This window comes from Nocardioides sp. NBC_00163 (assembly GCF_045206295.1).
In the GTDB taxonomy this organism is placed as follows: Bacteria; Actinomycetota; Actinomycetes; order Propionibacteriales; family Nocardioidaceae; genus Nocardioides.
In genome coordinates, this window is the sequence record NZ_CP108155.1 from 5,386,945 (window position 1) to 5,411,920 (window position 24,976).

The 24,976-nt window shown below is 67.8% G+C and carries 25 protein-coding genes; 13 read left to right on the forward strand and 12 right to left on the reverse strand.

From position 1 onward, the window contains the following. The first annotated feature begins 21 nt into the window (after positions 1-21). The 5 genes from OG801_RS25815 (at position 22) to OG801_RS25835 (ending at position 5,414) form a co-directional block, all read left to right on the forward strand. Complete coding sequence (locus OG801_RS25815) at positions 22-1,152, forward strand: ABC transporter ATP-binding protein (protein ID WP_355018425.1); 1,131 nt, start codon at positions 22-24, stop codon at positions 1,150-1,152. A 10-nt stretch (positions 1,153-1,162) separates the two neighbouring features. After that, complete coding sequence (locus tag OG801_RS25820) at positions 1,163-2,398, forward strand: MFS transporter (RefSeq protein WP_406031910.1); 1,236 nt, start codon at positions 1,163-1,165, stop codon at positions 2,396-2,398. 31 nt (positions 2,399-2,429) lie between these two features. Further along, entirely contained in the window at positions 2,430-3,554 is a 1,125-nt protein-coding gene (locus OG801_RS25825) for a hypothetical protein (protein ID WP_355018427.1), read from the forward strand. Positions 3,555-3,564: 10 nt separating this feature from the next. Further along, complete coding sequence (locus OG801_RS25830; RefSeq protein ID WP_406031911.1) at positions 3,565-5,121, forward strand: ethanolamine ammonia-lyase reactivating factor EutA; 1,557 nt, start codon at positions 3,565-3,567, stop codon at positions 5,119-5,121. 137 nt (positions 5,122-5,258) lie between these two features. Next, positions 5,259-5,414, forward strand: coding sequence for a hypothetical protein (locus OG801_RS25835; protein WP_355018429.1), 156 nt, complete (start codon positions 5,259-5,261; stop codon positions 5,412-5,414). A 28-nt stretch (positions 5,415-5,442) separates the two neighbouring features. On the opposite strand, the gene OG801_RS25840 is transcribed toward OG801_RS25835, so the two are convergent. Together OG801_RS25840 and OG801_RS25845 are read right to left on the reverse strand one after the other, a co-directional pair. After that, the gene (locus OG801_RS25840; protein WP_406031912.1) at positions 5,443-6,996 is read right to left on the reverse strand and encodes an ethanolamine ammonia-lyase reactivating factor EutA; all 1,554 of its coding nucleotides are present in this window, start codon (positions 6,994-6,996) and stop codon (positions 5,443-5,445) included. After that, positions 6,983-8,230 (reverse strand): hypothetical protein, encoded by a 1,248-nt coding sequence (locus tag OG801_RS25845; protein ID WP_406031913.1) that lies wholly within the window; start codon positions 8,228-8,230, stop codon positions 6,983-6,985. The genes OG801_RS25840 and OG801_RS25845 overlap by 14 nt, the downstream gene beginning before the upstream one ends. 100 nt (positions 8,231-8,330) lie before the next feature. Here OG801_RS25845 and OG801_RS25850 point away from each other — a divergent pair, with 100 nt between their 5' ends. From OG801_RS25850 to OG801_RS25860, 3 genes are all read left to right on the forward strand, one after another. Next, positions 8,331-9,422 carry an ABC transporter substrate-binding protein gene (locus OG801_RS25850; protein WP_406031914.1) on the forward strand — a complete coding sequence of 364 codons (1,092 nt, stop codon included), beginning with the start codon at positions 8,331-8,333 and terminating at the stop codon, positions 9,420-9,422. A 96-nt stretch (positions 9,423-9,518) separates the two neighbouring features. Further along, complete coding sequence (locus OG801_RS25855; protein WP_406031915.1) at positions 9,519-10,277, forward strand: class II aldolase/adducin family protein; 759 nt, start codon at positions 9,519-9,521, stop codon at positions 10,275-10,277. Between the two features lie 166 nt (positions 10,278-10,443). Further along, entirely contained in the window at positions 10,444-10,902 is a 459-nt protein-coding gene (locus tag OG801_RS25860) for an ArsI/CadI family heavy metal resistance metalloenzyme (protein WP_406031916.1), read from the forward strand. 293 nt (positions 10,903-11,195) lie between these two features. Here the strand turns inward: OG801_RS25860 and OG801_RS25865 are convergent, their stop codons facing one another. Beyond that, entirely contained in the window at positions 11,196-11,648 is a 453-nt protein-coding gene (locus OG801_RS25865) for a hypothetical protein (RefSeq protein ID WP_355018435.1), read from the reverse strand. A 182-nt stretch (positions 11,649-11,830) separates the two neighbouring features. Between OG801_RS25865 and putP the strand changes: the two genes are divergently transcribed. After that, entirely contained in the window at positions 11,831-13,339 is a 1,509-nt protein-coding gene (gene putP / locus OG801_RS25870; RefSeq protein WP_406031917.1) for a sodium/proline symporter PutP, read from the forward strand. A gap of 216 nt (positions 13,340-13,555) precedes the next feature. Beyond that, the gene (locus tag OG801_RS25875; RefSeq protein WP_141804077.1) at positions 13,556-13,759 is read left to right on the forward strand and encodes a cold-shock protein; all 204 of its coding nucleotides are present in this window, start codon (positions 13,556-13,558) and stop codon (positions 13,757-13,759) included. Positions 13,760-13,808: 49 nt separating this feature from the next. Here OG801_RS25875 and OG801_RS25880 read toward each other — a convergent pair whose 3' ends face one another. Both OG801_RS25880 and OG801_RS25885 read right to left on the reverse strand, forming a co-directional pair. Then, positions 13,809-14,159, reverse strand: coding sequence for a UBP-type zinc finger domain-containing protein (locus OG801_RS25880; RefSeq protein WP_406031918.1), 351 nt, complete (start codon positions 14,157-14,159; stop codon positions 13,809-13,811). Between the two features lie 28 nt (positions 14,160-14,187). Beyond that, complete coding sequence (locus OG801_RS25885) at positions 14,188-14,733, reverse strand: YciI family protein (RefSeq protein ID WP_406031919.1); 546 nt, start codon at positions 14,731-14,733, stop codon at positions 14,188-14,190. A gap of 82 nt (positions 14,734-14,815) precedes the next feature. Between OG801_RS25885 and OG801_RS25890 the strand changes: the two genes are divergently transcribed. After that, positions 14,816-15,244, forward strand: a complete 429-nt coding sequence (locus tag OG801_RS25890; protein ID WP_406031920.1) for a DUF309 domain-containing protein — start codon at positions 14,816-14,818, stop codon at positions 15,242-15,244. Between the two features lie 15 nt (positions 15,245-15,259). Here the strand turns inward: OG801_RS25890 and OG801_RS25895 are convergent, their stop codons facing one another. The 4 genes from OG801_RS25895 to OG801_RS25910 form a co-directional block, all read right to left on the reverse strand. Beyond that, complete coding sequence (locus OG801_RS25895) at positions 15,260-16,066, reverse strand: alpha/beta hydrolase fold domain-containing protein (protein WP_406031921.1); 807 nt, start codon at positions 16,064-16,066, stop codon at positions 15,260-15,262. A gap of 80 nt (positions 16,067-16,146) precedes the next feature. Then, entirely contained in the window at positions 16,147-17,562 is a 1,416-nt protein-coding gene (locus tag OG801_RS25900; RefSeq protein ID WP_406031922.1) for an amidase, read from the reverse strand. After that, positions 17,559-18,851: an amidohydrolase gene (locus tag OG801_RS25905; RefSeq protein WP_406031923.1), complete on the reverse strand. Its 1,293-nt coding sequence runs from the start codon at positions 18,849-18,851 to the stop codon at positions 17,559-17,561. The genes OG801_RS25900 and OG801_RS25905 overlap by 4 nt, the downstream gene beginning before the upstream one ends. Further along, the gene (locus OG801_RS25910) at positions 18,841-20,136 is read right to left on the reverse strand and encodes an MFS transporter (protein WP_406031924.1); all 1,296 of its coding nucleotides are present in this window, start codon (positions 20,134-20,136) and stop codon (positions 18,841-18,843) included. The genes OG801_RS25905 and OG801_RS25910 overlap by 11 nt, the downstream gene beginning before the upstream one ends. A gap of 150 nt (positions 20,137-20,286) precedes the next feature. Here OG801_RS25910 and OG801_RS25915 point away from each other — a divergent pair, with 150 nt between their 5' ends. Then, positions 20,287-21,336 carry an Lrp/AsnC family transcriptional regulator gene (locus OG801_RS25915; RefSeq protein WP_406031925.1) on the forward strand — a complete coding sequence of 350 codons (1,050 nt, stop codon included), beginning with the start codon at positions 20,287-20,289 and terminating at the stop codon, positions 21,334-21,336. Positions 21,337-21,420: 84 nt separating this feature from the next. On the opposite strand, the gene OG801_RS25920 is transcribed toward OG801_RS25915, so the two are convergent. From OG801_RS25920 to OG801_RS25930, 3 genes are all read right to left on the reverse strand, one after another. After that, positions 21,421-22,266: an SDR family NAD(P)-dependent oxidoreductase gene (locus OG801_RS25920; RefSeq protein ID WP_406031926.1), complete on the reverse strand. Its 846-nt coding sequence runs from the start codon at positions 22,264-22,266 to the stop codon at positions 21,421-21,423. An 80-nt stretch (positions 22,267-22,346) separates the two neighbouring features. After that, complete coding sequence (locus tag OG801_RS25925; RefSeq protein ID WP_355018445.1) at positions 22,347-22,709, reverse strand: DUF202 domain-containing protein; 363 nt, start codon at positions 22,707-22,709, stop codon at positions 22,347-22,349. Next, positions 22,706-23,311, reverse strand: coding sequence for a TetR/AcrR family transcriptional regulator (locus OG801_RS25930; protein ID WP_355018446.1), 606 nt, complete (start codon positions 23,309-23,311; stop codon positions 22,706-22,708). The genes OG801_RS25925 and OG801_RS25930 overlap by 4 nt, the downstream gene beginning before the upstream one ends. A gap of 131 nt (positions 23,312-23,442) precedes the next feature. On the opposite strand from OG801_RS25930, the gene OG801_RS25935 reads away from it, so the two are divergent. Continuing rightward, positions 23,443-24,972 (forward strand): ABC transporter substrate-binding protein, encoded by a 1,530-nt coding sequence (locus tag OG801_RS25935; protein WP_355018447.1) that lies wholly within the window; start codon positions 23,443-23,445, stop codon positions 24,970-24,972. Positions 24,973-24,976 lie beyond the last annotated feature (4 nt).

The following is a 24,976-nucleotide window of genomic DNA, read 5'->3' on the forward strand; positions in this document are numbered from 1 at the left end:
CGGTTCTGAGAGGAAACACTCATGTTGGAAATCACTAGCCTCGTCAAGAGCTTCCCCGGCGAGAAGACCAAGGGGAAGACGGCCTCGAACAACGTCTTCGCCATCAATGACGTCAGCTTCGAGGTACGTCAGGGTGAGATGTTCACCCTGCTCGGCCCCTCGGGCTGCGGCAAGACCACGACGCTGCGCTCCATCGCGGGTCTGGAGAAGCCGGACAGCGGCAGGATCGCGGTAGGCGGCAAGACCTTCTTCGCCGCAGGCGGCGGTGCCAAGTCGGTCAACGTGCCGGCCAACCAGCGCGGCCTCGGGATGGTCTTCCAGTCGTATGCGATCTGGCCGCACATGACCGTCTTCGACAACGTGGCGTTCCCGCTCCAGGTCATGCCACGCACCAAGCGACCCAGCAAGAAGGAGATCGAGAACCGGGTCAACCGGGTGCTCGAGACGCTCGAGCTGCGGCAGTACGCCGAGCGTCAGGCCACGAAGCTGTCCGGTGGTCAGCAACAGCGCCTCGCGCTGGGACGCGGCATCATCATCGAGCCCGAGCTGCTGTTGCTCGACGAGCCGCTGTCCAACCTGGACGCGAAGCTGCGTGAGTCGCTTCGCTTCGAGCTCAAGCGGCTCCAGCGCGAGCTCGGCATCACCTCGATCTACGTCACCCACGACCAGGTGGAGGCGCTCTCCCTGTCCAGCAACATCGCGGTCATGAAGGCCGGCGAGGTGATGCAGCTGGGCAAGCCGCGCGAGATCTACGAGAACCCGAACAGCCAGTTCGTCGCCGAGTTCATCGGCACGTCGAACTTCATCGAGGCCACCGTCTCGAACCGCACGGGCGAGGCGTACACGGTCGAGACGAACGAGGGCACTCTCACCCTGTCGAGCGGTGCCCAGGTGCCCACCGGCACCCGGGTCGTGGCTTCGATCCGACCGGAGGCGGTCGGGATCTCGACCGAGCGCCCGATGGCGACCGAGAACCTCTGGCAGGGCAAGGTCGCCACCCGCGCCTTCCTGGGCGACGCGGTGGACCACGTCGTCGGAGTCGGCAAGACCGAGATCCGCGCCCGTACCGTGCCGTCGGTGTCGGTCCCGCCGGGCACCGACGTCTACCTCCACCTGGAGGCGGACAAGATCTCGCTCGTCCCGGCCGACTGAGATCCCCGCCTTGGCACTCCCTGAGGTTCTTCGGCACCGCGGCTTCAACCTCTACTGGGCTGGAGTCATCCTGTCGGAGATCGGCACCCGCGGGACCATCGCGGCCGTCCTCTACCACGTCTATCAATTGACGGGTTCGTACGCGCAGACCGGTCTCGTGGGGGCCGCCCAGGCGGTCGCTCTGCTGGTGCTCTCGCCGCTCGGTGGCGTCTACGCCGACCGCCTGGATCGGCGCAAGCTGCTCCAGGCGGCGCAGGCGGTCGCCATGCTGGTCGCGCTGGGACTGGCGGTCCTGACTGCGACCGGTGCGGTGAACATCTGGCTCATCTATGTCGCGGTCATCCTGATCACGGCGGCGGCGACCTTCGACTCACCGGCCCGGCAGGCTCTGATCCCGGCGATGGTGCCGCGCGAACAGCTGCCCCAGGCGTTCGCTCTGCTCAACCCGTCCCGCGAGCTGGCCATCCTGATCGGCCCGGGGCTGGGTGGGGTGCTCATCGCGGTGGGTGGACCGGAGCTGATGTACGGCTTCGATGCGCTGTCCTACCTCGCGATGGTAGTCGCGCTGGCGTTCATCGAGGTGCCTCATCTGCCGGGCTCGCCCAAGGACGAGTCGATATGGGCGCAGATGAAGGACGGCGTGGACTACATCAGGGGCCGCTCCATCATCTGGATGCTGATGTCGCTGGACCTCTCGGCGACGCTGTTCAGTGCCTACCGGGTGCTGCTGCCGGCGGTCGCCACCGAGATCCTGCACGTGGGGCCGAGCGGCTATGGCATCCTCGCGGCGGCTCCGTCCGCGGGAGCGTTGCTGGCGTCGTACACGATCTTCAAGCTCGTCTCCAGGAGCAACCGGCTCGGCCGGATCCTGCTGGCGGCGACGGTCATGTACGGGGGAGCGGCCATCCTGCTCGCGCACGCTGGGGTGTTCTGGGTCGCGCTGCCGGCCTGCCTGCTGCTCGGCGCCTTCGACGCCGTCACCACCACCATCCGGCACGCGGCGGTGCAGCTGGAGACGCCAGACGAGGTGCGGGGCCGGGTCACCTCGATCTACCAGATGGCCTCGCGCGGGGGCCCGGCGCTTGGTGACGCCTTGATGGGCAAGGTCGCCGCGTCGCTCGGACCTGTCTCAGCGCTCACCGCCGGCGGGATCCTGACGGCGCTGTACGCCGTGACCTTCCTGCCTCGGGCGAACGTCGTCCGCGAATACGCGGGGGCGAAGGCCCCCGCCCACCAACAAGCTTGATCAAATCCGAAACAGTGAAAGAGGAATGACAGTGGCCAAGAAGGACGCGATCGTCTCCGACGATCTGGCGAAGAAGTTCAAGACCGAGAAGGACAGCCCGTACGTCCGCTGGGTCGCCGACGAGGGCCTCGACATCATCGCGGCCCATTACGTGGAGGACCTCAAGACAGTCGAGCTCAAACCGTGGGCCCGCCGCGGTGGCCGGGGTGTGTTCATCAACCACGAGGCATCCCGGACCTCCAACGACTGCTACGTCGCCGAGATCCCCGCAGGTGGTGCGCTCGAGCCGCAGCGCCAGCTCTTCGAGGAGATGATCCTGGTGCTGTCGGGCCACGGCTCGACCTCGGTGTGGAACGACGCCGGGAAGAAGGTGACCTTCGAGTGGGGTCCCGGCTCGATCTTCGCGATCCCGCTCAACACGGTGCACCAGCACTTCAACGGCTCCGGCACCGAGGTGGCCCGCTTCGTCTCCTCGACGAACGCTCCGCCGATCATCAACATGTACGACGACCCCGAGTTCGTCTTCAACACGTCCTACGACTTCCCCTCCCGGTTCAACGGGGAGCCGGACTACTTCGACAACAAGGACGAGCAGGACGGGCTTCTGCTGAAGACCAACTTCGTGTGGGACTCGGTCAGCCTCCCGCTGATCGCCGCCAAGGAGCGCGGCGCCGGCGGAGGCCACATCCGCTTCTCGATGGCGCGCGGCTCGATGAACAGCCACATCTCGCAGTTCCCGACCGCGACGTACAAGAAGGGTCACCGTCACGGCCCGGGTGCGCACGTCATCATCCTGTCGGGTGAGGGCTACTCGCTGATGTGGCCCGAGGGCGAGGAGCCCAGGCGCTACGAGTGGAAGGCCGGCTCGATGATCGTGCCGCCGAACATGTGGTACCACCAGCACTTCAACACCGGCTCCGAGCCGGCCCGCTACCTCGCCTTCAAGCACGAGGTCGTCTCCATCCGCAACGCCCAGGGCGTCCCGAAGGCCTGGATCAGCCAGCGCATCGGTGGCGACCAGATCGACTACGCCGACGAGTCCTCGCTCGTGCGCGACACCTTCTCCAAGGCTCTGGCCGAGAACGGCCTGACCCCGCAGATGGACGCTGCGTACGAGGCCGAGCTCGCCGACCTGCCGCCGAAGCACGGGGAGTGAGACCGACCCGATGAACCACGCTCACGACGGGCATCACCACGACCACGACCACGGGCACGACCACGCGCACGACGAGCTCGACGCGCGGGACCTGGCCGCCGCGTTCGCCGACAACCCGATCTGGCTGCGGGACAACGTGGAGATGCTCAGCGTGGGCGTGGACATCGGGTCCGCCGGGACCCAGGTGGCCTTCTCCCGGCTGGTGCTGCGGCGCAAGGGTGAGGACCTGACCAGCCGCTACATCGTGGTCGAGCGGGACACGCTCTACCAGTCGGAGCTCTACCTCACGCCTTACGCCGCCGATCTCACCATCGATGCCGCTGCGCTCGGTGACCTGCTCGACAAGGCGTACGGGCAGGCGGGGCTGAGTCCCGACGAGATCGACACCGGGGTGGTGATCCTGACCGGCGAGGCGCTGCGTCGGGAGAACTCCGAGGCGATCGGCACGGTCGTGGCGGAGCGGGCCGGAGACCTGGTCTGCGCCACGGCGGGGCACCACATGGAGGCGATGCTGGCGGCGTACGGCTCGGGTGCGGTGCAGACCTCGCACGACCGTGGTGGCAGGCTGCTCAATGTCGACATCGGCGGCGGCACGACGAAGCTGAGCCTGGTCGAGGACGGCAAGGTGCTCGCGACGGCGGCTCTGCATGTCGGGGGGCGGCTGCTGGCCCACGACGCCGGCCGGATCACGCGGCTGGAGCCGGCCGGGCGGCGCCACGGCGTCTCTGCCGGTGTCGGGCTCGCGCTCGGCGGACAGGTCGACGACCCCGGCCTGACGGCGGTGGCCGAGGAGATGGCCGACGCCGTGCTCGCGCTGCTCGGCGGCGAAGGCGACCCCGACCTGTGGCTCACCGAGCCCCTCCCGGTCGACCTCGTCGCCCTGGACGGGCTGGTCTTCTCCGGAGGAGTGGGGGAGTACGTCTATGGTGCGGAGACCCGCGACTTCGGTGATCTGGGCCTACGGCTGGGCACGGCGCTGCGGCAGCGGGTCGACGACGCCGGACTGACCCTGCTCCCCGCGGCCGAGCGGATCAGAGCGACCGTGCTCGGAGCCTCGGAGTACACCGTCCAGCTCAGTGGCATCACCACCCACCGCGACGACGCGGAGACCCTCCTGCCGCAGCGCAACCTCCAGGTGGTCGCGCCGGCCTACACGCTCGGCGAGGACCCGATGGGTCCCGTGGACGCCGGCACGATCGCGGGTGCGATCCGGGGCCACCTGGCGGCCTTCGGGGTGAAGCCGAGCGACGACATCGCGCTCGCGCTGACGTGGAGCGGCGCCCCGGCCTACCCGCGACTGCGGGCTCTGGCCGAGGGCGTACGCGAGGGCCTGGCGGCGCGTCTCGAGCACGGCTGTGCGACCTACCTCGTTCTCGATGCCGACATCGGTCTGACCCTCGGCCGGATCCTGCGCGACGAGCTCGGTGTCGACGGTGGCCTGCTCGTGCTCGACGGGCTGCAGCTGCGCGACTTCGACTACGTCGACCTCGGTCGCGTACGTCAGCCGTCGGGCACCGTCCCGGTCACCATCAAGTCGCTGGTCTTCGGCGACCGGATGATCGGCTGAGCGGGGAACAGCGACCGCGCGCCAGTGTCGTGGCGGCTACGTGAGCAAGCACACGTAGCCGCCATCGCATTGGTTAGACCATTTCGTGGTTATGGTGGTCGGGCGCCTGAGATCCAGGCACCGAAGCGGAGGAAACCATGAACCAGCTCTACACCCAGGACGCTGTCAGCCCCCTCATGATCCAGCCGAGTGAGGTCCGTGTGCGCCGCTACCGCGAGCGCGATCTGCGGGCCGCGTTCGCCGCGTTCGCCCGTAGGTTCCGCATGACTGTGCAGGTTCCCGTCAGCGAGTGACCCCCGGGCCGATGCCGAGCCCGGGCCGTCAGACGGCTGCCCCCTCGCGACCCAGTGCCGCGGTGGCCGGGAAGACCAGCGACTTGATCACCACAGGTACGGCACCCGATGCCGCCAGGAGCTCGCCGATGTCGATGAAGTCGAACGCCTGGAGAGTGAGCCCGTCGATGGAAACCACCGATGTGGGCAGTCCCAGCTCCTCATTGACGTGGATGCCGACCAGCCCGCCGACGTCGCCGTCGCCGACCAGCACCAACGGCAGGCCGTTGCTGGTGTATTCGGCCATGCCCGCGGCCACGCCTCGGCAGAACGCGTCGAGCCGGCCGAAGGTGGCCGATCCCTCCCAGCGGTAGCACAGGGCGACCGGCTGCTTCTTCGGCAGCGAGTCGAAGGTCTGCAGGGCCTCCTTCACGGCCACCGTGATCTCGTCGGCATCGAGCTCCTCATGCGTCAGCGGCAGCCGTGGCATGAGCACGGGTACGTTGCGCAGCGGCAGCAGCGAGGCCGGCTCCACGAAGATCGTTGTCCCGCTCACCTGCACCGTGTACTGCGAGGCGCCGACGACGGTGGCACGGATGCCCTGCTCGGCGACCTGCAGCTCGGGCCCCCACTCGGAGACGCGCTCACGGATCGCCGTCGCCAGGCGTAGACCGAGGTCGCCGTGGTCGCGCTGGTCGCGCCCGTAGACGTACTCCGCCACGCCGCCGGAGAAGGAGATCGCATCCGGAGCGGGACCCGCGGGCAGCGGATCCAGGCGCATCAGGTCAGCCGTCGCGCGCGGCGTCGGACCGCTCTGCATCGCGGCGAACAGGTGGTCCGCCATGAGTTCGACGAGCCGCGAGAGGCCATCGGCATCAGGTGCCGCGCCCATCACCAGCTCGAGACCGGCCTCGGCCGCGAGCCGACGGGCGGCCTCCTCGATACGGGTGACGCGGCCCTCCGTGTCGAAGGCGAGGATGCGGGCGCCGACGTCGATCGCGGTCACCGCCTGCACCTCACCATCCCCGCAGACGGCGATCTTGGACGTGCCGCCGCCGATGTCGATGTTCATCGTGCGGTTGCCGTTGGCCTCCGATCTGGACGCCGCTCCCGACCCGAAGGCCGACAGCTGCGTCTCCAGCGCGTCGCCGGCGCTGACGGAGACGAACCGGCCCGCGACCTGAGAGAACACGTCGGCGATGATGCGCGAGTTGGCGCGGCGTACGGCCACGCCGGTCATGATCAGTGCGCCGGTGTCGATCTCGTCCGGCGACACACCCGCCTCGGCGTACTGCCGATCGAAGAACTCCCGCAGCGCTTCGCCGTCGAGAGTGTCGCCGGCCGTGTCGCCGGTGCGGTAGGGCGTGAGCAGAACGTCCGACTCGTGCGTCACCTCGCGTGAGGTGACCAGGTATCGGTTGTCCCGCCGCTCCAGAACGATCCGGGACAGCACCATGTGGGTGGTCGAGGAGCCGATGTCGACGCCGACGCTGACGAGCCGGATCTCGTCGTCCTCCAGCACCAGGCTGCGCCCTCCGCTGGTGAAGATCCGGCCGCCGGTGTGGCCGATCGGAGTCAGCTCCGAGGGCTCACTGAAGGCCATCGGCCATCTGGCGCTCGCTCGGGTCCCAGTCGATGCCTTCGGGACGCTCGTACCAGCTCGGATCCATCCGGAGCTCGACGCCGTTCTTCTCGAGCGTCGCCTCGTACTCCGTGCGGATGTGCGGGTCCTCCTGCCAGTACGCGATGGCGGTGCCGCCCTCGTGCAGATCGCGGGCCGTGTAGTCGGTGTGCTTGGCGCCGGGGGCGCCGGGGTCGCGGCCCGGGTTGTGCGGGCCGAACCAGGCGCTGAGCCGGAACGGCTCCTTCGACGCGCTGAAGTGCTGGTGGTACCAGCGCTGGCCGCCCGGCGCGGCGGTGATGAAGCCGAACCGCTCGTAGTCGAGACGCTGTACCTGGTCGCCGTTGCCGTCGGCCCACGGCGTCGGGCCTAGGTGCTCGGGCCAGGTGTAGGTGTAGCCGTGGCCCTTCAGGCAGATCAGGATCGCGGCGGAGGTGTGCGCGTGCGCCTTCGAGTAGCGGCCGTTCTCGTGCTGGCCGATCCAGTAGTAGAACTGGTTGTCGGTCATGTAGGGCTCGACGCGGCGGTAGCCGGGGGAGCGGCGGTTGTCCAGCGGCAGGTCGCAGTCGATGACGTCGGGGATGAAGTTCGTACGCCGCATCGCGAGGCCGCGCACCGGGTCGGGCTCGATCTCCTCGCGGTACTTGAAGAAGTCGTCTGCCCCGCTGAAGCGCTCGCGGAAGACGAACGGGTTGCTGAACACGGCTTCCACGTTGTTGAGCTGGTTCAGCACGTTGGGCGCGGTGTTGCCCGCCATCAGGATCGCGGGCTTCGAGGTGGCGTTGACGATGCGGAACCAGGCGTTCATCGGGATCGAGAACATCGAGCCCCGCTGCCACTCGAAGACGTGCTTGTTGACGTCTCCCTCCTGCCAGACCTCACAGGTGCCGCGGCCCTCGACGGCGAGGTAGATCTCCTCGAACATGTGCTTCTCGGGGTTCAGCGCACCACCGGCCGGGACCTCGACGACGAAGTGACCCCACTTGGTCTCCGTGCCGTACGTCTGGATGTAGCTGCCGCGCCCGCCCTTGCGGTCCCAGTCCTCGCGCGGGAGGTCCGTCGCCGTCCGCACGCCCAGCCCGCGGAAGACCGGGATCCCCTCGGACTCCATGAACGTGTCGTACGGCATGGGCTGCTTCTGGAAGTCGCCGAAGCCGGCCCTGCGGTGCTCGGTCGGCTCCTGCCATACCGTCTCGGTCGTTGTCTCGGTCGACACGCTCACTCCTCTTCCGGTGGCTCGCTATATGTGATAGGCATCACTGTAATGGTTATACCATCAACCCAAAAGGGTTGCTGCCGGTTCCCCAGGAGATGAGATGAAGAGGAAGACCCCACTGGCCGCCGCCGTTCTGGCGGCCGCGATGGTGCTGACAGCATGTGGCGGGTCGCCGACCGCAGGGGTGGGCGCACCCAAGGTCGATGACCACGCCAAGGAGGTGTACGACGAGATCAACGGGCTCTCGGGCGAGGAGCGGACCGACAAGCTCGTCGAGATGGCAGAGGAGGAGGGCAAGCTCGTCCTCTACACGTCCAACACGGACATGGACTCTCTTGTGGAGGCGTTCGAGAAGAAGTACGACATCACGGTCGAGCCCACGCGCGGCAACTCCGAGACCGTGCTGCAGCGGCTGACGACCGAGGGCAACTCCGGCAACGTCAGCACCGACCTGGTCGAGACCAACTCCGGCGAGCTCAACATCTTGGCGCAGGAGGGCTTCCTCTACGACTACGAGAGCGAGTACCGCGACGCGGTGCGCGAGGACGGCCAGCTCGAAGGCTGGACCGCCGACCGCTTCAACGCCTTCGTCGTCGCCTGGAACACCGACAAGGTGAAGTCCTCCGAGATCCCAGGCGAGGTAGCCGACTTCGCCGACCCGAAATGGGACGGCAAGGTCGCGCTCGAGATCGGCGACGTCGACTGGTTCGCGGCGGTCTCGAACTACTACCTCGACCAGGGGAAGTCTCAGGCGGAGGTTGACAAGATGTGGACCGACATCGCCGCCAACGCGTCGGTCGAGAAGGGGCACAGCACGATGGGCGACATGCTTGCCGCAGGCAAGCTGCACGTGGTCCTGTCCAGCTACTCGCACACCGTCGACGGCCTGGCTGGTGAGGACAAGGCTCCGGTGACGTGGAAGCGTGGTGAGGAGTACGTCGCCCCGGTCGTGACCCGACCCAATGGCGCCGGCCTGATGGCGACGGCCAAGCACCCGGCCGCGGCGACGCTCTTCATGGACTTCCTGCTCAGCGAGGGGCAGCAGTACATCGCCGAGGACTTCCGCTCGACCGCCGTGCCGCAGGAGGGCGATCCGCTCGAGGGCGTCGAGACGATCCCGGTCCCGGAGGGCGACATGCTCGAGGACTACGACCGCTGGGACCGCGCCTACCGCGAGCTCGTGGGCGGCTGAGCCGGCTAGGGGTGCGAGGACAGCCTCGGCAGGGAGGGCTCCGGATCACTCCAGGGCCCTCCTCGCCGACTTACACTTCAGGACGGAGAGCGCTCGATGACCAGCACTGGACTGCGTCAAGACCTTCAACACCGGATCGCCACCGGTTGTCGCATCGCAGGATTCCGTGGCCTGTGCGAGGACATCCTCGGCCACATCAGCAGCCGACACGGAGACGGCCTGCTCATCCGCTGTCGCGGGCCCGAGGAACAAGGACTCCTCTTCACGGTCCCCGATGACATTCGCGCGACAGACCGTGCCGGGAATCTGCTCGACGTCGACGATGGGTGGGCGGTGCCCAACGAGGTCCACATCCATACCGAGATCCTCAGCGCTCGGCCCGACGTGGAGGTCGTGCTGCACGCCCATCCGCCTGCCGTTGTCGCTCTGAGCCTGGCCGGACTCGAACTGACGCCGGTCGTCGGGGCGTACGACATCCGAGCCGCGCGGATGGCCCGCGAGGGGATTCCGACCTACCCTCGCAGCGTCCTTGTCAACACTCCTGAGCTGGGACGCGAACTCGTCGACGTGATGGGGGACAAGGGCAGCTGTGTTCTACGCGGTCACGGCATCGTGACCACCGGCACCAGCGTCGAGGAGGCGCTTGGTCGTGCGCTGAGCATGGACGCCCTGGCCCAGATGATCCTCCGCGCTGCCAGTGCCGGCAGAACTCCTCAGCCGATGACGGACGAGGACCTCGAACAGCTTCCGGACCTGGGCTCGGCGTTCCATGATCGACTGATCTGGCGCTTCCACTCGGCCAGCCTCGCCGCCGCCGGCTTCGCCCTCATGCGGATCGCGGCTGAGCGCGAGTGACGAGTTGAGCTCCTGCGGCGCCCAGGGAGGTCGGACGGCCCGGTCCTCGGTGCGCTCCGAATCGGCGCCGGTTCGAGTTACGGCCCTTCTAAAAGCATTGACAGTTGTCGATATGAGGCGCAAGATCTCATATCGACAACCATCGATATCTCACTCAGGAGGAGCCATGTCCCGCATCCAGCTCGCGCTCAACGTCGACGATCTCGAGGAGTCGGTCGCGTTCTACTCGACCCTGTTCGGTGTCGAGCCGGCCAAGACCAAGCCCGGCTACGCCAACTTCGCGGTGACCGAGCCGCCCCTCAAGCTGGTCCTCGTCGAGAACGCCGGCCGGGGTGGCACGATCAACCACCTCGGCGTCGAGGTGGCCGACACCGACACGGTCGACGCCGAGCAGAACCGGCTGAACGCCGCCGGGTTCGCCTCGGTCGACGAGCGCGCCACCACCTGCTGCTACGCCAAGCAGGACAAGTTCTGGGTCGAGAACGCCCCGAACGGTGAGCGTTGGGAGGTCTACACCGTGCTCGCCGACAGCGAGACCTTCAACGCGACTGAGGCCGGTGGGTCATCGTGCTGCGGGTCCTCCGCCGAGGCTGCGCCTGTGCCGGCCGAGGCCGGCTGTTGCTGACTGTCGGCCGGGCAAGAAACGACGATCATCCGAGAGGAGGAGATCCCGTGAGACCAGTAGACCTCACCAGCGCGGTTGCCGAACAGCAGATCGGCGATCGGATCGAGCACGCCCGTAATGCCCGGCTGGCTGCGATCGCTCGCTGCTGCCACCCCAGCACCTGGAAGAAGGCAGTCACCCGTGCCGTCGCCATCGCCCGATCTGCAGCCCGTCGCCCATCGTTGCGGCAGCCAGCCGTTTGCTGTGGGTGATCGATCGGAGCCCGCGACCAGCAACGGGTACCGCCGGGCGAGCTAGCGCGCGAGGTCGGCGCGCGCTTGCTCGAGGACTCGGTCGAGCTCCACGTAGATCTCGTCGTGCCGCTCCCTGAGCTCGTCGAGACCAGGTGCGTCGTTGAGGTCGCCGATCGCCTGACGGAGGGCTTCGAATCCCTTGGGGATCTTCCCGCCCGCGCTGAGGATGCTCAGCTGACCGATGGCCGCGCGAGCGGCTGAGTTGTTGCGGTACGCCTCCTGGCGCAGCGACTCTCGCTCGGCTGCGGGGAGGTCGGCGAGGCGAGCCTTGACGCGGCTGTAGGTGACGCGCTCGAACTCGTACAGGCTTGCGGCGCACTCGCCGTAGACGCGGACCCTGGCGTCCAGCAGTTGGAGGTCGCGGGAGTTCCGGTGCTGCCAGTACGCGCCCCACCAGGCTCCGAGGAGGGTGGCGAGGATGCCCATCGCGGTCACAACGACAGTCGTAGTCACGTCGGGAGACCGTAGGGCATCCGACGTCGCCGCGCATCGGAAGCCGTGCCTGGCCGTCGTCCGAGCCGATGACAAGCGACCTCAGGCGTGGCGTAGCGCAGTCGTGGGATGCCGATCACAGTCAAACGCGGTCTACGGGTTAGGTTCTGCGGCGGCATTCCCCCGATCTTGGAGTTTTCTCGATGTCAGACCTGACCTATCAAATGCTGGCGTTGGTGGCCTATATGGTCGCCATGCTCGGCATCGGCGCCTGGGCGTACCGGCGCACCTCGAACCTCGACGACTACATGCTGGGCGGGCGCGATCTCGGCCCGATGGTGAGTGCGTTGAGCGCGGGTGCCTCCGACATGTCGGGGTGGTTGCTCATGGGCCTGCCCGGTGCGATCTACGCGACCGGGCTGATGGAGGGCTGGATCGCTGTCGGTCTGACCGTCGGCGCCTGGCTCAACTGGAAGATCGTGGCGCCGCGGCTGCGGACGTACACCGAGGTCTCGGGTGACTCGATCACCGTGCCCAGCTTCCTGGAGAACCGGCTCAAGGACAGCTCGCGGCTGCTGCGGATGGCCTCCGGGGCCGTCATCCTGGTGTTCTTCACCTTCTACGTGTCCTCGGGCATGGTCGCCGGCGGCGTCTTCTTCGAGAGCTCCTTCGGCACGGACTTCCACACCGGCATGCTGGTGGTGGCCGGCGTGGTGGTGGCGTACACGCTCTTCGGTGGCTTCCTCGCGGTCTCCTACACCGACTTCGTGCAGGGCGCGATCATGCTGCTCGCGCTGATCCTGGTGCCCGTCGTCGGTGTCTTCGTGACCGGCGGGATCGGCGAGACCCTGGACAGCGTCCGCGCCGTCGACCCGTCGCGGCTGAGCATGGTCGAGGGCGCCACCGCGCTCGGTGTCATCTCGGCGGCGGCCTGGGGGCTGGGCTACTTCGGCCAGCCGCACATCATCGTCCGGTTCATGGCCCTGCGTACGGCGGGGGAGGCCGCGTCCGCGCGGCGGATCGGCATCGGCTGGATGCTGCTGAGCCTCTTCGGCGCCGTCGGCACCGCCCTGGTCGGCATCGCCTACTACCAGCAGAACCCCGACGCCGAGCTCACCGACCCGGAGGCGGTCTTCATCGCGCTGGGCCAGATCCTCTTCCACCCGCTGGTTGCCGGCATCATGCTGGCCGCCGTGCTCGCCGCGATCATGAGCACGATCTCCTCGCAGCTCCTGGTGACCTCCTCGGCGCTGGTGGAGGACCTCTACAAGGCGGTCTTCAAGAACGACGCCTCCGACCGCCAGCTGGTCCTGTTCGGCCGGCTCGCCGTGCTCGGTGTCGCCGTCGTGGCTGCTGTCCTGGCGTGGCCGAAGAGCGGGACGGTGCTCGACCTGGTCGCGTACGCCTGGGCGGGCTTCGGTGCCTCCTTCGGCCCGATCATCCTGCTGGCGCTGTGGTGGCGGAAGCTCACCGCGGCCGGCGCGCTGGCCGGTCTGGTCGTCGGCGCCGTGACGGTCGTCGTGTGGGGCAACATCGACGCGCTCAGCTCGCAGATGTACGAGATCGTGCCGGGCTTCGCGCTCAACGCGATCGTGGCGGTCGTGGTCAGCCTCGCGACGTACCGGGAGAACCCGGACATCGAGGCTGAGTTCGACGAGGCGATCCGGCTGCTGGACGCTGCTGGATCGCGCGAGGAATCGGCGCGGGTCTGATCCGACGGGCCCGGGATCTCGTGGAAACGACGATCCCGGGCCTGATGGCGTACTGTTGATCTTGTTGAAGGGATGGCTCTGTAAGCCATCCTGGCCGCACACCACGTCGCGGCTTGTATCTTTTATCTGGTTTTCGGTTCGCTGGACATCAGCACAGATGGATGTCTTCAGCGGCTTGGGACACAGTGTCCCTTGCACCGAACAGAGGAAAAGATCATGGCTCAGGGCACCGTCAAGTGGTTCAACGCTGACAAGGGCTTCGGCTTCATCGCGCAGGACGGTGGCGGCGAGGACGTGTTCGTTCACTTCTCCGCTATCCAGACCAGCGGTTACAAGTCGCTCGACGAGAACCAGAAGGTCGAGTTCGACGTCACCGCCGGCCCCAAGGGCCCGCAGGCCGAGAACGTCCGCGTCGCCTGATTTTCACTGAAGGGCCCCGACCGCAGCTGCGGTCGGGGCCCTTCGTGCGTCAGTGCAGGCGCGTCCGCCAGTCCTGTGGGACGCGATCCGCCGGCGCAGGTGGTGACTGCGGCTCGGGTCGGCTCGTCGGCTCGGCCAACGCCGGTCCCTGGAGCGCCTCCTGGCTCTCGAAGTCCCAGAACCACGTCTCGCCGGGCTCGAAGCTCTGCATGTAGCGGTGGCCCGTCTCGCGGAAGTGGTGGCTGGCGTGCTGCGCCGGGGAACTGTCGCAGCAGCCCACGTGCCCACACTCGGCGCACCGTCGAAGGTGAAACCACCATCCGGAATCGCTCGCGAGGCACTCGGCGCATCCTGTGCCGGACGGCGGGGCAGCGACGTTGATCCCTGGTGTGCCGGTCATGCCGCTCACGTTACCGGTAGGAGGCCTTCTACGTGGGCCGCCCGCCGAAGTCCCACTGGTGGACCTCGATCGCAGCGAAACGAGCGGGGGAGAGGGTCTGCTGCGCATCGCCTGCGGAGGTGGTCTCCAGCAGAACTGCCGCCCCCAACACGGCGGCTCCGTCGTCGGACAGGAGCGGTCCACAGGCGATCAGCTCGTTGCCGTCCGGCAGGTCGATGTCGTCTGGCGTGGGTTCGCAGAACCCGAGTACGAGGTACCGGTTGCGGTCAGTCCGGCCGTCGCCGAAGTCCCACATGGTCCGGCCGAGCGTGTTGTGCCACCGCCGCAGCAGCACGTCACGGTAGGCGCCGGCCTGGTAGCCCGGCTCCTCGAACGCAAACGCGCGAGCGGCGGTGGCATCCGGGAGATCTAGGATGTGCACGCTCCCGGTCAGGGTCTCGTCGCTGGTGAAGGTCGGGCCGCGGGCGATCATCCTCGCTGCGAACCGGTCCATGTAGGCCCAGTGCTCCTCCACCATCTCGGTGCGCAGCGGCGTCGACCCCGGGCGGTCGCGGTGGTAGCAGAAGAACTCCATGGGCTGAGACTCACCGGCCCTGCCGTCCCGCGCAATCGGTTATCTCAGCGGGTCCGTAGGGTGGGAGTCGAGGAGGGCTGACATGGTGAGCGATCGCGATCGGAACGAACAGGGGCGTGCGCAGCAGGCTCGGCCACGCGACGCGCTCGGCCGCCCGCTGCCGTACGGCGCAGTCGGTGTCGAGCCGATCTCCGAGGAACCGCTCCCGCCGGCGGAGACCCTGGCGTACGCCCGCAGCCTGCTCGACGACGGACGCCCCTTCGCCGCTCACGAGGCCCTCGAGGTCCGGTGGAAGTCGTGCCCGGAGGAGGAGCGCGAGCTGTGGCAGGGCCTCGCCCAGCTGTGTGTCGGCCTGACCCACCACGAGCGCGGCAACACCGTCGGCGCCTCCCGGCTGATCGAGCGGGCGGCGCGTCGGCTCGAGACGTACGAACAGGGTGCTGGTCCGACGTACGGTCTCGACCTCGGCGAACTCGTCGCGTGCTCTCGGGGCCGGGTGCAGGGCATCTGACTGACACAGGAAGCGTCAGGCCTCAGGTCTGCCGTCGGCGAGGGACTGCACGATCCGGGCGGATGCGGCCCGTCCTTCCCGCGTGGGCGTGAGTGGGTACACGTGCACGCCGCCCGGGCAGATGGTCAGTGTGATGGCGGCACCGTCCGGTGCGCGGTCACGTAGGAGCAGTACATCGGGGAGCAGGATGTCGCGGGTGCCGTTGTAGACGTCGATGGGTGCGAGACCGGCGAAGGTTCCGTAGAGCGGGCTCAGTTGCGGAATGTGTGGGTCATCGCCGGCGGCCCATGCTCGGCCGCATTCGCGTGCTCCGGGCACTGCGAGCCAGGGATCTTTGCGGGCGACGCGCTCGATGTCGGGGTTCTGGAGGGTGAGGTCCAGCCAGGGCGAGATGAGCACCAGCCGGCCGGGCTGTGGCAGCCCGGTGCTGATGAGGGTCTGAGCGAACCCCAGGGCAAGGCCCCCGCCGGCGGAGTCCCCGGCGATGGCGATGTCAGAGGGACGCGTTGTCGACAGCGTGCTCCGGTAGACAGCGGTGAGAAGACGGTAGGCGTCCTGGTATCCGTGCTGCGGGGCGAGCCCGTACACCGGGACGACCACTCGGGCACCTGCGTCGGCGATCTGCTCGATGAGTCTCCAGTGCTGCGGGAAGATCTCGTTGACGTAGGCGCCGCCGTGCAGATAGATCACCGTCCGGCTGGGGTCCGGGTGCTGCGGTTCGACGGTCCAACACCCGAACCCCTCGTGCAGGGCGTAGGTCAGTGCATGTCGAGCCCGGAGTCGTTCCGGCGGCGCCGAGGTGGTCTTCTCCCTCGCCAGCATCCGACGGGCACCATCGACGGTGGTGAAATGTCGTCTGCTCCTCGCCCGAAGGTAGAGAGCAACGAGCCTCATCGACGCACTCACAACTGCGGGCGGTGCTCGTCGGTGTACGCCCACGGAAGCAGCCTCTCGACTGCCTTTCCGACGCGGAAGACCGTGGCGTCGTCGTAGGTGTGGCCGACGATCTGCACACCGGTCGGCATCCCGTTCTCGGCGTGACCGCTGGGCACAGCAAGGACGGGACAGCGATTGGTGATGTTGAACGGAAGGGTGAGCGTGCCTTCGAGGCCGGAGACGGTGTGGCCGTCGATGTCGATCCCGTTGATCAGCGTGTCGCCCGCGGGGAACCCGACCGCCGCCGTGGTCGGGCAGAGGAGGGCGTCGAACCCGGTCATCACGCGCGCGAGCTCCTGCTGGACGGCGTACTCGGCCTTCGCAGCATCGAACATCGCTGCCGTCGCGCGGATCTCACGGGTCTGCTCGACGAAGTCACGGGCGTAGTCGCTCAGGTCCGACGTCTTCCCGCCGATCGCATCGTGGACCATGGCGCCCATCATGTGGCCGAAGTGCGGCATCGCGGCGCCGATGATGAGTTCGCGTGTCCAGGTGAAGTCGACCTCGACGATCTCTGCGCCGGCCTTGGCGAGCTCTTCCGCGACGCGACGGGTGTTCTCCCGGATCTCGTCGGCGACGACGAACCCGCCGAGATCGAGGTTGAGTGCGATGCGTAGTCCCTCGACCCCCGGGTAGCTGGACGGCAGAGTGACCTTGGGCCGAAGCGCGACGTGGTCGCGCGGGTCGGGCCCGCTGATCACGTTCGTGAAGAGCACGACGTCGTCGACCGTACGTCCCATCGGACCGTCGCCGCGGTAGTAGTCGACGCTCATGGGACCTGCTCCCGGAATCCGCCCATAAGGTGCCTTGTAGCCGACGTTCCCCGTGAACGCCGCCGGCCCACGGGTGGACCCGCCGATGTCGGATGCGGTGGCGAGAGTCGTCATCCCCGCCGCAAGGGCTGCCCCGGACCCACCGGATGAACCGCCCGGGGAGAACGCGGTGTTCCAGGGGTTGCGAGTCACTCCCCACCGATCGGAGTGCGTGAAGGCGGCGATGGAGAACTCGGGGGTAGCCGTCCGCGCATGGATGATCGCGCCCGCGTCCAGGAGCCTGTCGATGACGGGCGCGTTCGCCGTTGCGGTGTAGCCGGCCCAGGCATTCGACGCCTCGACCACCTCCATGCCGGCGATCTGGTGCTTCTCCTTCGCGGCGACCGTGACGCCCTCCAACGCTCGCGCGGTGCCGTCGCGGTAGCGACGCTCCGAGTCCTCCGCTCGTGCACGAGCGGAATCTGCCATCGTCTCGGTGAAGGCGTTCAGCGAGCCGTCGACGAGAGCCGCCTGGGCCAGTTGCGCCTCGAGAACGTCGACGGGTGAGAGTGCGCCCGTGCGGAATCGCTCGATGCACTCGGTGGCGGAGAGGTAGATGAGATCGTTCATCGTGTTCCTTGGTCTAGGGGAGCGGAAGTGGGCTGTTGAAGCCAGTGCAGGGCGGCCGCGCTCATGGCCTGGATGCCGGCGGGGAGGGCCCATTCCAGATCTGGCAGGTATTCGGGGGAGTGGTTCATCGGAACGTGCTCGGGGAAGCGTGCCTCGGCCAAGAGCGTGGCGAGCTCCGCCGGGCTGTATCTGTCGGGTGCTGTGCCACCCCAGTGCCAGAAGACGCTGGGGCAGCCGAGCGCTTCGCCGAGCGCGCCGAAGTCCTCGCTGCCGGTCATCGGCTGGGTGACCAGGTGTGTGTCGAGCGCGGACTCGCCGAGCGCGCCGAACGTGCGGCGTGTGGCGTCTGGGTCGTTCAGGAGCAGGGGCGCGCCGCTGATGCGCTCGATGCTCGGCCGCCGGGTCATCCCTGCCGCCGCCGACTCCGCATCGATCACCCGACGCATCGCGGTGATGAGGCGGTGTCGGGTCGAGGCGCTGAAGCTCCTGAGGTTGACGGTGAGCTCCGCCTCGTCCGGGATGGCGTTCTCGGCACGACCCGCATGGATCGATGACACCGTGAGGACGGCGGGCTCTTGCGCCGCGGTCTCCCGCGAGATCACGGCCTGGAGCCGCATCACGGTCGCCGCCGCGGCCACGATCGGGTCGACGGCCGCCTCCGGGGTCGATGCGTGGCCACCCACCCCATGGATGCGGATACGGAAGTTGTCCGACGCGGCGCCATAAATGCCCGCGGCGGCCACGACGGCACCGGCCGGCACCGGCGACACATGCTGCCCCAGCGCGACGACCGGTGTCCCCACGAGCTGGGGGAGTCCGTCGGCGATCATGGCGAGAGCGCCTTCGCCCGTCTCCTCGGCGGGTTGAAAGACGATGGCGACGGTGCCTGCCCACTCGGTGGCACGCTCCAGCAGGACATCGACAGCGCCGATGAGAGCGGCCGCGTGCATGTCGTGGCCGCAGGCATGCATGACCGGGACGGTCGCCCCGTTCCTGTCGACGCCGCTGGCGGCAGACGCGTAGGGCGCGCCGGTCAGCTCTTTGACGGGGAGACCGTCGATGTCGGCGCGGAGGAGAACGGTGGGGCCGTCACCGTTCCGGAGCATGCCGACCACTCCGGTGCCGCCAATGCCTTCGGTGACGTCGATCTGCCGACGGGCCAGCTCTGATGCCAGGCGCGCTGCGGTGCGTGTCTCCTGGCCGCTGAGCTCGGGATGACGGTGCAGATCGCGATACAGGTCCACCACGGAGCCCGACGGCACGGGCCAGGACTGAGGGTCAGGCGCCATCGGGCGTCACCGTCTGTCGACGGGTGAAGGTGGCGAAGAACTCCTCCGGCCCGCGGGGCACGAGCATCGCGGCGACGAGGCAGATCACGCAACCGGCGATGAGGACGCCGAAGGCCGCCTCCCAGCTGACGTTCTCCACGACGACGCCCATGATCGTGGGGGTGAGGATGCCGCCGACCTGGCTGCCGGTGCTGATCGTGGCGTACGCCGTCCCGACGACCGCGGTGGGCAGGCCGCGGACCGGGCTCGAGAACACAGGCATGTAGCACATTCCGCTGAAGAACGAGAGCAGCCCGATCAGCGTGACGAAGACGGGGACGGGCAGCTCCTGCGTCATCATCGCCAACGTCACGATGCTTGCGAGCATCCCCGGGATGATGATCAGGCGGTGCCGACCGCCCAGCCGGTCGACGAGGCGCCCTCCCAGCACCGAGGCGACCCCGCCGGCGAGCACCGGAATCACCGCAGCCGTCGCGACCACGCCCAGAGGGATGCCACGGGCGTCGACGAGATAGCTGGGCACCCACGCGCTCATGCCCCATGCGACGACCCCGTATCCGAAGAACATGGCCACGTGCCCCCAGAGTGCGGGGGACCGGAACAGATCCTTGGAGGTGATCATCGAGTCCGACTGCTCTTCCACCTCGATGGCCGCCGTGGAGTCGGCGCGGGCGTTCGGGAGGAAGAAGCCGATCGCCACCGCGACGAGCACGCCGACGGCCCCGAGGATGAAGAACGCCCCCTGCCAGCCGATGGCGCCGATGAGCGCCGCTCCCGCGACCGCGGCGACGATGGTGCCGACAGCGTTCGAGCTGTACATCCACCCGGTCGCGGTCATGCGCTGCTCGGAACTGGTGCGCTCGGCAACGGCCTTCACGGATGCCGCGGGATACACGCCCTCGCCGATGCCGAACAGCGCCCGGATGGCGAGCATCACCGCGAAGGATCCAGCGGTCCCCGTCGCCACCGTGAAGACGGACCAGGCGAGCACGCCCGTGACAGCGGTGCGCTTCGCGCCCACCTTGTCGACGAGGATGCCGCCGGGGATCTGCACGATCGCGTACGTCACGAAGAACGCCGAGATGAGCATGCCCTGTTGTGTCGGAGTGAGCGAGAGATCCTCGCCGATATACGGCAGTGCGAGGGTGATGAGCTGCCTGTCGGCGTAACTCATCACCCACCCGAGGAAGAAGAGGAGGACGGCGAGCTTGGCGTCCCGCTGCAGCCGTACCCGCGGCTTCTTCTGAGTTCGGCTGAGCGCCGGTTGTGGCGAGGTCTTGCTCACAGATGCTCCCTGATGACGTAATGCACGGTGCTTGCACGCGCCGAGCCGGGCCCGCCTTGAGTCCGAAGATTTCCGGGATCGTAGGCAGGTCATCGGGATTCGGTTCGTAAAGGAACCTCAGCCATCCGGATATGGGCTAGATTCGCGTACGTGGTGCAGGAATCGGTCATCGATGTCGTCGACAAGCAGCTGGCGAATGCCCTGCAGATCTTTCCGCGGATCAGCTGGATGCAGCTGGGCAAGATCCTCGGCTACGACCCCACCACGCTTGCCCGCCGTTGGACCAGACTGCGTGATGCCGGCTTGGCGTGGACGGTCTGCTACCAGCAGCCCGAGCATCTCGAAGTCGAGCTTCCGGCGATGGCGCTCGTCGAAGTCGACGTCCGTGCTGGGCAGCGTGAGCAGGTCGTTGCCGCGCTGACTCCACTCCAAGAGGTCATCGAGATCGCCCGGACCTCCGGCTCCCGCGATCTGCTGCTCACGGTGGTGCATGCGAGTATCGCGACCGCCGACGCGTTCATCTCCGAGAGCATCGCGAGCATCCCGGGGATCCGCGCGACGCGCACCCGCTTCGTACAGAACCTCTACAAGGACGGGGCGCGCTCACATCTCGATGTCCTCGCCCCTGACGTCATCAACGCCCTGCGCCGCGCGGCAGAGGGCTTCGCTGGTGAACCCTCTGCTCCCACACCGCTCCTCGTCAGCGTCATGCAGAGCCTGCTGTCGGACGCGCGCCGACCGGCGTCCGAGATCGCTGCCGAGCTGGGGCTCTCCACCACGAGCGTCACCCGTGCGATCCACCGTCTGTTCGGCTCTCCCTGGTTCACGGCGAAGACGGACTTCGCCCACCATGCCCTCGGCTACACCACGGCCGCGTCACTCTGGTACCGCGTACCGACGACCGACTTGGGCACCGTCGGCGCCAGCATCGCGGAGGTCCCGGGAGTGCGGTTGTCCGCCGCCATCCTCGATCGGATGAACCTCGCGATCACCGTGTGGCTCCACCACGCCCAAGACCTCGAGTCACTGCTGACACGTATCGAGAACGCCCACCCGCGCATCGAACTCTGCGAGACCTGGCTCATCCCCTCCGTCGCCAAACGCTCCGGCGCAGTCCTCACACAGGACGGGCGGTTCTCTCACCAGATCTCCACGTCGCACGCGCTGGCACCCATCGGAGCGCTGCCCCGCAGGCACTGACTCCGAACCCGACGAGATGGTGCCTTCATGTGGCTGAACAGGGACCCAATCCGCGCGCTTTCGGGCGTCCATGGGAGCCAAACGTCACCCAGTCGAACCCGTCACCGCGCGGTCGACAACGATCGCCTGGTCGACGATGCGGGACCAGGTTGCGACCTGCTCGCGGAACACGCTGGACTCGCCGAGCGCGAAGGTGACCTCGGCGCCGGCTAGGAGACCGGTGACGGCCTGCCGAGCAACCTCCTCCGGCTCGATCGTGCCGATCGGGATGACCCCGGTTCCGAAGGGCTCCGCTGCGTTGGGTCCGAACCGTTCCGGCCGGCTGCGCTGCGAGTCCAGGATCCGACTGGCAACCTGGCCCGGGCAGAGCAGGGTGACGTCGATGCCTTCTGGTGCCAGCTCCTGGCGAAGACCGCGGCTGATCGCCACCACTGCCTGCTTGGTCGCGCTGTAGAGCCCGGTGTATCCCGGGTCCGGAAGGAAGGCATGGGTGGAGGCCGTGTTCATGATGTGGCGCCAGCCGCTCTGGGTGCGCATCCGTGGCACGAAGGCGTGCACGCTGTTGAGCAGACCTTCGACGTTCACCGACGAGAGCCAACGCCAGTCGTCGACGGGGGAGTCGGCCACGTTGCCGAACGTGAGGACGCCAGCGTTGTTGCAGACGAGCTCGACCGATCCGAACGTGGCGTACGCCGCCTCGGCGAGCTCCTGCACGGAATCGGCATCGCTGGTGTCGACCCGGACCGCGAGCGCGGCGGTTCCGCGCTCCTCCAGGGCCGCGGCGGTCCGGTGGGCGCCCTCGACGTCGATGTCGGCGACCACGACGGCCATGCCGTGCGCGCCGAGCTCGGCGGCGAGCGCGGCGCCGATACCACTGGCCGCTCCCGTGACGACAGCGGTGCGATTTTTCAAGACCTCGGGTTCGAGCATGAGCTTCTCCTCGTTTGCTTGTAACAGGAAGGGTTGACCTACTGGCCGAGTTGCCAGTAGCGGGGGCGTACGCGCGGGCTTCACCAGGTCATCGCGGCGACCCAGGCCACCACCACGCAGGCAGCGGCCGCTGTCGAGACCGCCAAGGTGGCGGTCGGTGCCGACCCCGGCAGCGGAGCTCCGGTGCGCAGCGCGAGCTCGGTGTGCCGCCAGCGTCGCCAACCCGCCAGCGAGCAGATCAGGGCGCCCATGCAGAGCGCTCCGCAGCTCACCGCCCGTGCCGCGTGTGGAAGGTCCGGGATGACAGCAGCGAATGCCACGGCACCTGCGATCAGGGCCAGGCTGGTCCTGATCCAGGACAGAAACGTGCGCTCGTTGGCGAGCGAGAAGCGCGGATCCGGTTCGTCTCCGTGGTCGTAGACCGACCGAGGCCGGCGCGTCACAAGGCGACCAGGAGGTCGCGGCGGAGCATCTGGGTGAACTCGCGCATGGCGGCGACCATGTCGAAGTCCTCGTCGACGAGCCACTGAGCCTCGAGTCCTCCGACGCCGGCAATCACGAAGGTGGCCACGATCTCTGGATCCGCCGTCGGGCGCACCGTGCCGTCGGTGATGCCACGGGAAACGACCGCGGCCAGTTGGGCGCGCAACCGGATGGTGCGTTCCCTGGCCCAAGCGGTCGCCAAGGGTGGGTGGTGGGCCGCCCCCAGGTGGCCCAGCCGCGCCAGGTCGCGGTGCTGCGCGTTCCAAGCGACCATGGCTTCGGCGACCTCGAGTGCGCGCTCGAACGGGCTGACGTCGTAGTCGCTCTCGATGTCGCTGGCGGTGAAGGCGCGCTGATCCCGCTCGTCCAGGACGGCGGCCAGCAGGGCTTCCTTGCCGTCGAAGTGATGCAGCAGGCCCGGTTGACTCATCTCCACCGCGCGCGCCACGGAGGCGAGCGATGTCGCGTCGTACCCCCGGGCCGCGAAGAGCTCGAGTGCTGCGTCGACGATCTGCGCGCGGCGTCTCTTGCCTGCGCGATCCGCTTCCTGGGTGCGTGCCATGGAACTCCTCAATGCGACCGTTGCAAACCGACTTAATGATAGGTAGGTTAGCCCAGGCATGTGGCGCCCGCCACACCGCACCATGACCGATGCGGGTCTCCAGACCCGCCAATCGCCCGAGGAGTGCGACCTTGCGCAAGCCCACGAAACTCGTCGCCCTGTTGTCCGCCGCTGCGCTGAGCGCGACCGTGCTCGCTGGATGCGGGGGATCCTCGGAAGGGGATGGTGCGTCCAAGGACACGCTGACCCTCGCGACGCCCACCCCGCTGACGACCTTCGACCCGACCCAGATGGACTGCGGCTCCGGGCGCCTGTACTGCCAGGCGGCCTACGACACGCTGCTTCATCCGGCCCCGGACGGCACGCCAGAGCCCGGAATGGCAACGTCCTTCACCTACGACGACACGCGGACCGAACTCACCCTGGAGCTACGCTCGGGCATCACCTTCAGTGACGGCACAGCGTTCGACGCGACGGTTGCCAAGGCGGTGATCGACTGGTTCGGGCGGACGGACGGCCCCCGAAGCACCGTGGCGGACGCCATCAAGAGCGTCAGCGCCCCAGGCCCGGACCGTCTCGTGATCAAGCTGAAAGAGCCAGATCCGGCGCTCTTGGTCAACCTGACCGACAACTTGGGGATCATGACCTCGCCGGCCGCGCTGAAGTCCGGCAACCTCACGAAGGTGCCGGTCACCTCGGGGCCCTACCTCTACAGCGCCGACAAGTCGCAGACCGGCACAACCGTATTCGAGCGCAACGAGGACTACTGGGACGCGGAGGCTTACCCTTTCGACCACCTCAAGCTCGTACAACTGGCCGACCCGAACACACTCCTCAACGCTCTCAAGGTCGGGCAGATCGATGCCGCCGCCGTCCTGAGTCAGCAGCTGAAGCCTGTGAAGGAAGCCGGATTCACGGTCCGGGAGTCCGCAGGCGCCTGGTACGGCCTGATCCTGGCGGACCGTGCCGGTGACGTGCTTGCCCCGCTCGGCGACGTCCGGGTCCGTCAGGCGATCAACCTCGCCGTCGACCGCAAGCTGTTCACGGAGGAGCTCTTGCCCGGCGGATCCACCCTGTCCGCCCAGATCTTCGCACCCGGCGGAGCGGTGTACGACGACAAGCTCAACCAGCAGTACGAGCGCGATCTCGCCAAGGCGAAGGACCTGATGGCCGCCGCCGGCTTCGCAAGCGGCTTCATAGCAACGATGCCGGACCTGAGCCAGTTCGTCGGCAGCCCGGCTCTCAACACCGCCATCACCCAGCAGCTCGGCGAGATCGGCATCAAGGTGGTCTGGCAGAAGGTGCCGGTGACGGAGCTGCTCAGCTCCATGCAGGACGGTAAGTTCCCCATGTTCTTCATGTCGCTCGGCACGAAGGCGCCGTGGCAGGACATCCAGCTCTCCGTGCTGCCGACCGCGACCTTCAACCCGTACGAGAGTGAAGATCCTGCCCTGGCGAAGCTGCTCGCTGTCGCGAAGAAGGCCGCTCCCGGCGCGCCTCAGGACCAGGCCTTTCGCGCGATCAACACATGGTTGGTCGAGAACGCCTGGTTCGCGCCGATGTTCGCAAGCTCGACCAACTGGGTCTCGGTGGACGGCGTCACCGTCGAACCGCAGACCCAGGGGATCGATCTGGTCCGGTTCCAGCGTTCGGAGAAGTGACTCG

Coding starts and splice junctions, on each gene's coding strand:
- OG801_RS25815 (WP_355018425.1), top strand. CDS start 22: ATGTTGGAAATCACTAGCCTCGTCAAGAGCTTCCCCGGCGAGAAGACC.
- OG801_RS25830 (WP_406031911.1), top strand. CDS start 3,565: ATGAACCACGCTCACGACGGGCATCACCACGACCACGACCACGGGCAC.
- OG801_RS25835 (WP_355018429.1), top strand. CDS start 5,259: ATGAACCAGCTCTACACCCAGGACGCTGTCAGCCCCCTCATGATCCAG.
- OG801_RS25840 (WP_406031912.1), bottom strand. CDS start 6,996: ATGGCCTTCAGTGAGCCCTCGGAGCTGACTCCGATCGGCCACACCGGC.
- OG801_RS25850 (WP_406031914.1), top strand. CDS start 8,331: ATGAAGAGGAAGACCCCACTGGCCGCCGCCGTTCTGGCGGCCGCGATG.
- OG801_RS25855 (WP_406031915.1), top strand. CDS start 9,519: ATGACCAGCACTGGACTGCGTCAAGACCTTCAACACCGGATCGCCACC.
- OG801_RS25860 (WP_406031916.1), top strand. CDS start 10,444: ATGTCCCGCATCCAGCTCGCGCTCAACGTCGACGATCTCGAGGAGTCG.
- putP (WP_406031917.1), top strand. CDS start 11,831: ATGTCAGACCTGACCTATCAAATGCTGGCGTTGGTGGCCTATATGGTC.
- OG801_RS25875 (WP_141804077.1), top strand. CDS start 13,556: ATGGCTCAGGGCACCGTCAAGTGGTTCAACGCTGACAAGGGCTTCGGC.
- OG801_RS25880 (WP_406031918.1), bottom strand. CDS start 14,159: ATGACCGGCACACCAGGGATCAACGTCGCTGCCCCGCCGTCCGGCACA.
- OG801_RS25885 (WP_406031919.1), bottom strand. CDS start 14,733: ATGGAGTTCTTCTGCTACCACCGCGACCGCCCGGGGTCGACGCCGCTG.
- OG801_RS25890 (WP_406031920.1), top strand. CDS start 14,816: ATGGTGAGCGATCGCGATCGGAACGAACAGGGGCGTGCGCAGCAGGCT.
- OG801_RS25895 (WP_406031921.1), bottom strand. CDS start 16,066: ATGCTGGCGAGGGAGAAGACCACCTCGGCGCCGCCGGAACGACTCCGG.
- OG801_RS25900 (WP_406031922.1), bottom strand. CDS start 17,562: ATGAACGATCTCATCTACCTCTCCGCCACCGAGTGCATCGAGCGATTC.
- OG801_RS25905 (WP_406031923.1), bottom strand. CDS start 18,851: ATGGCGCCTGACCCTCAGTCCTGGCCCGTGCCGTCGGGCTCCGTGGTG.
- OG801_RS25920 (WP_406031926.1), bottom strand. CDS start 22,266: ATGCTCGAACCCGAGGTCTTGAAAAATCGCACCGCTGTCGTCACGGGA.
- OG801_RS25930 (WP_355018446.1), bottom strand. CDS start 23,311: ATGGCACGCACCCAGGAAGCGGATCGCGCAGGCAAGAGACGCCGCGCG.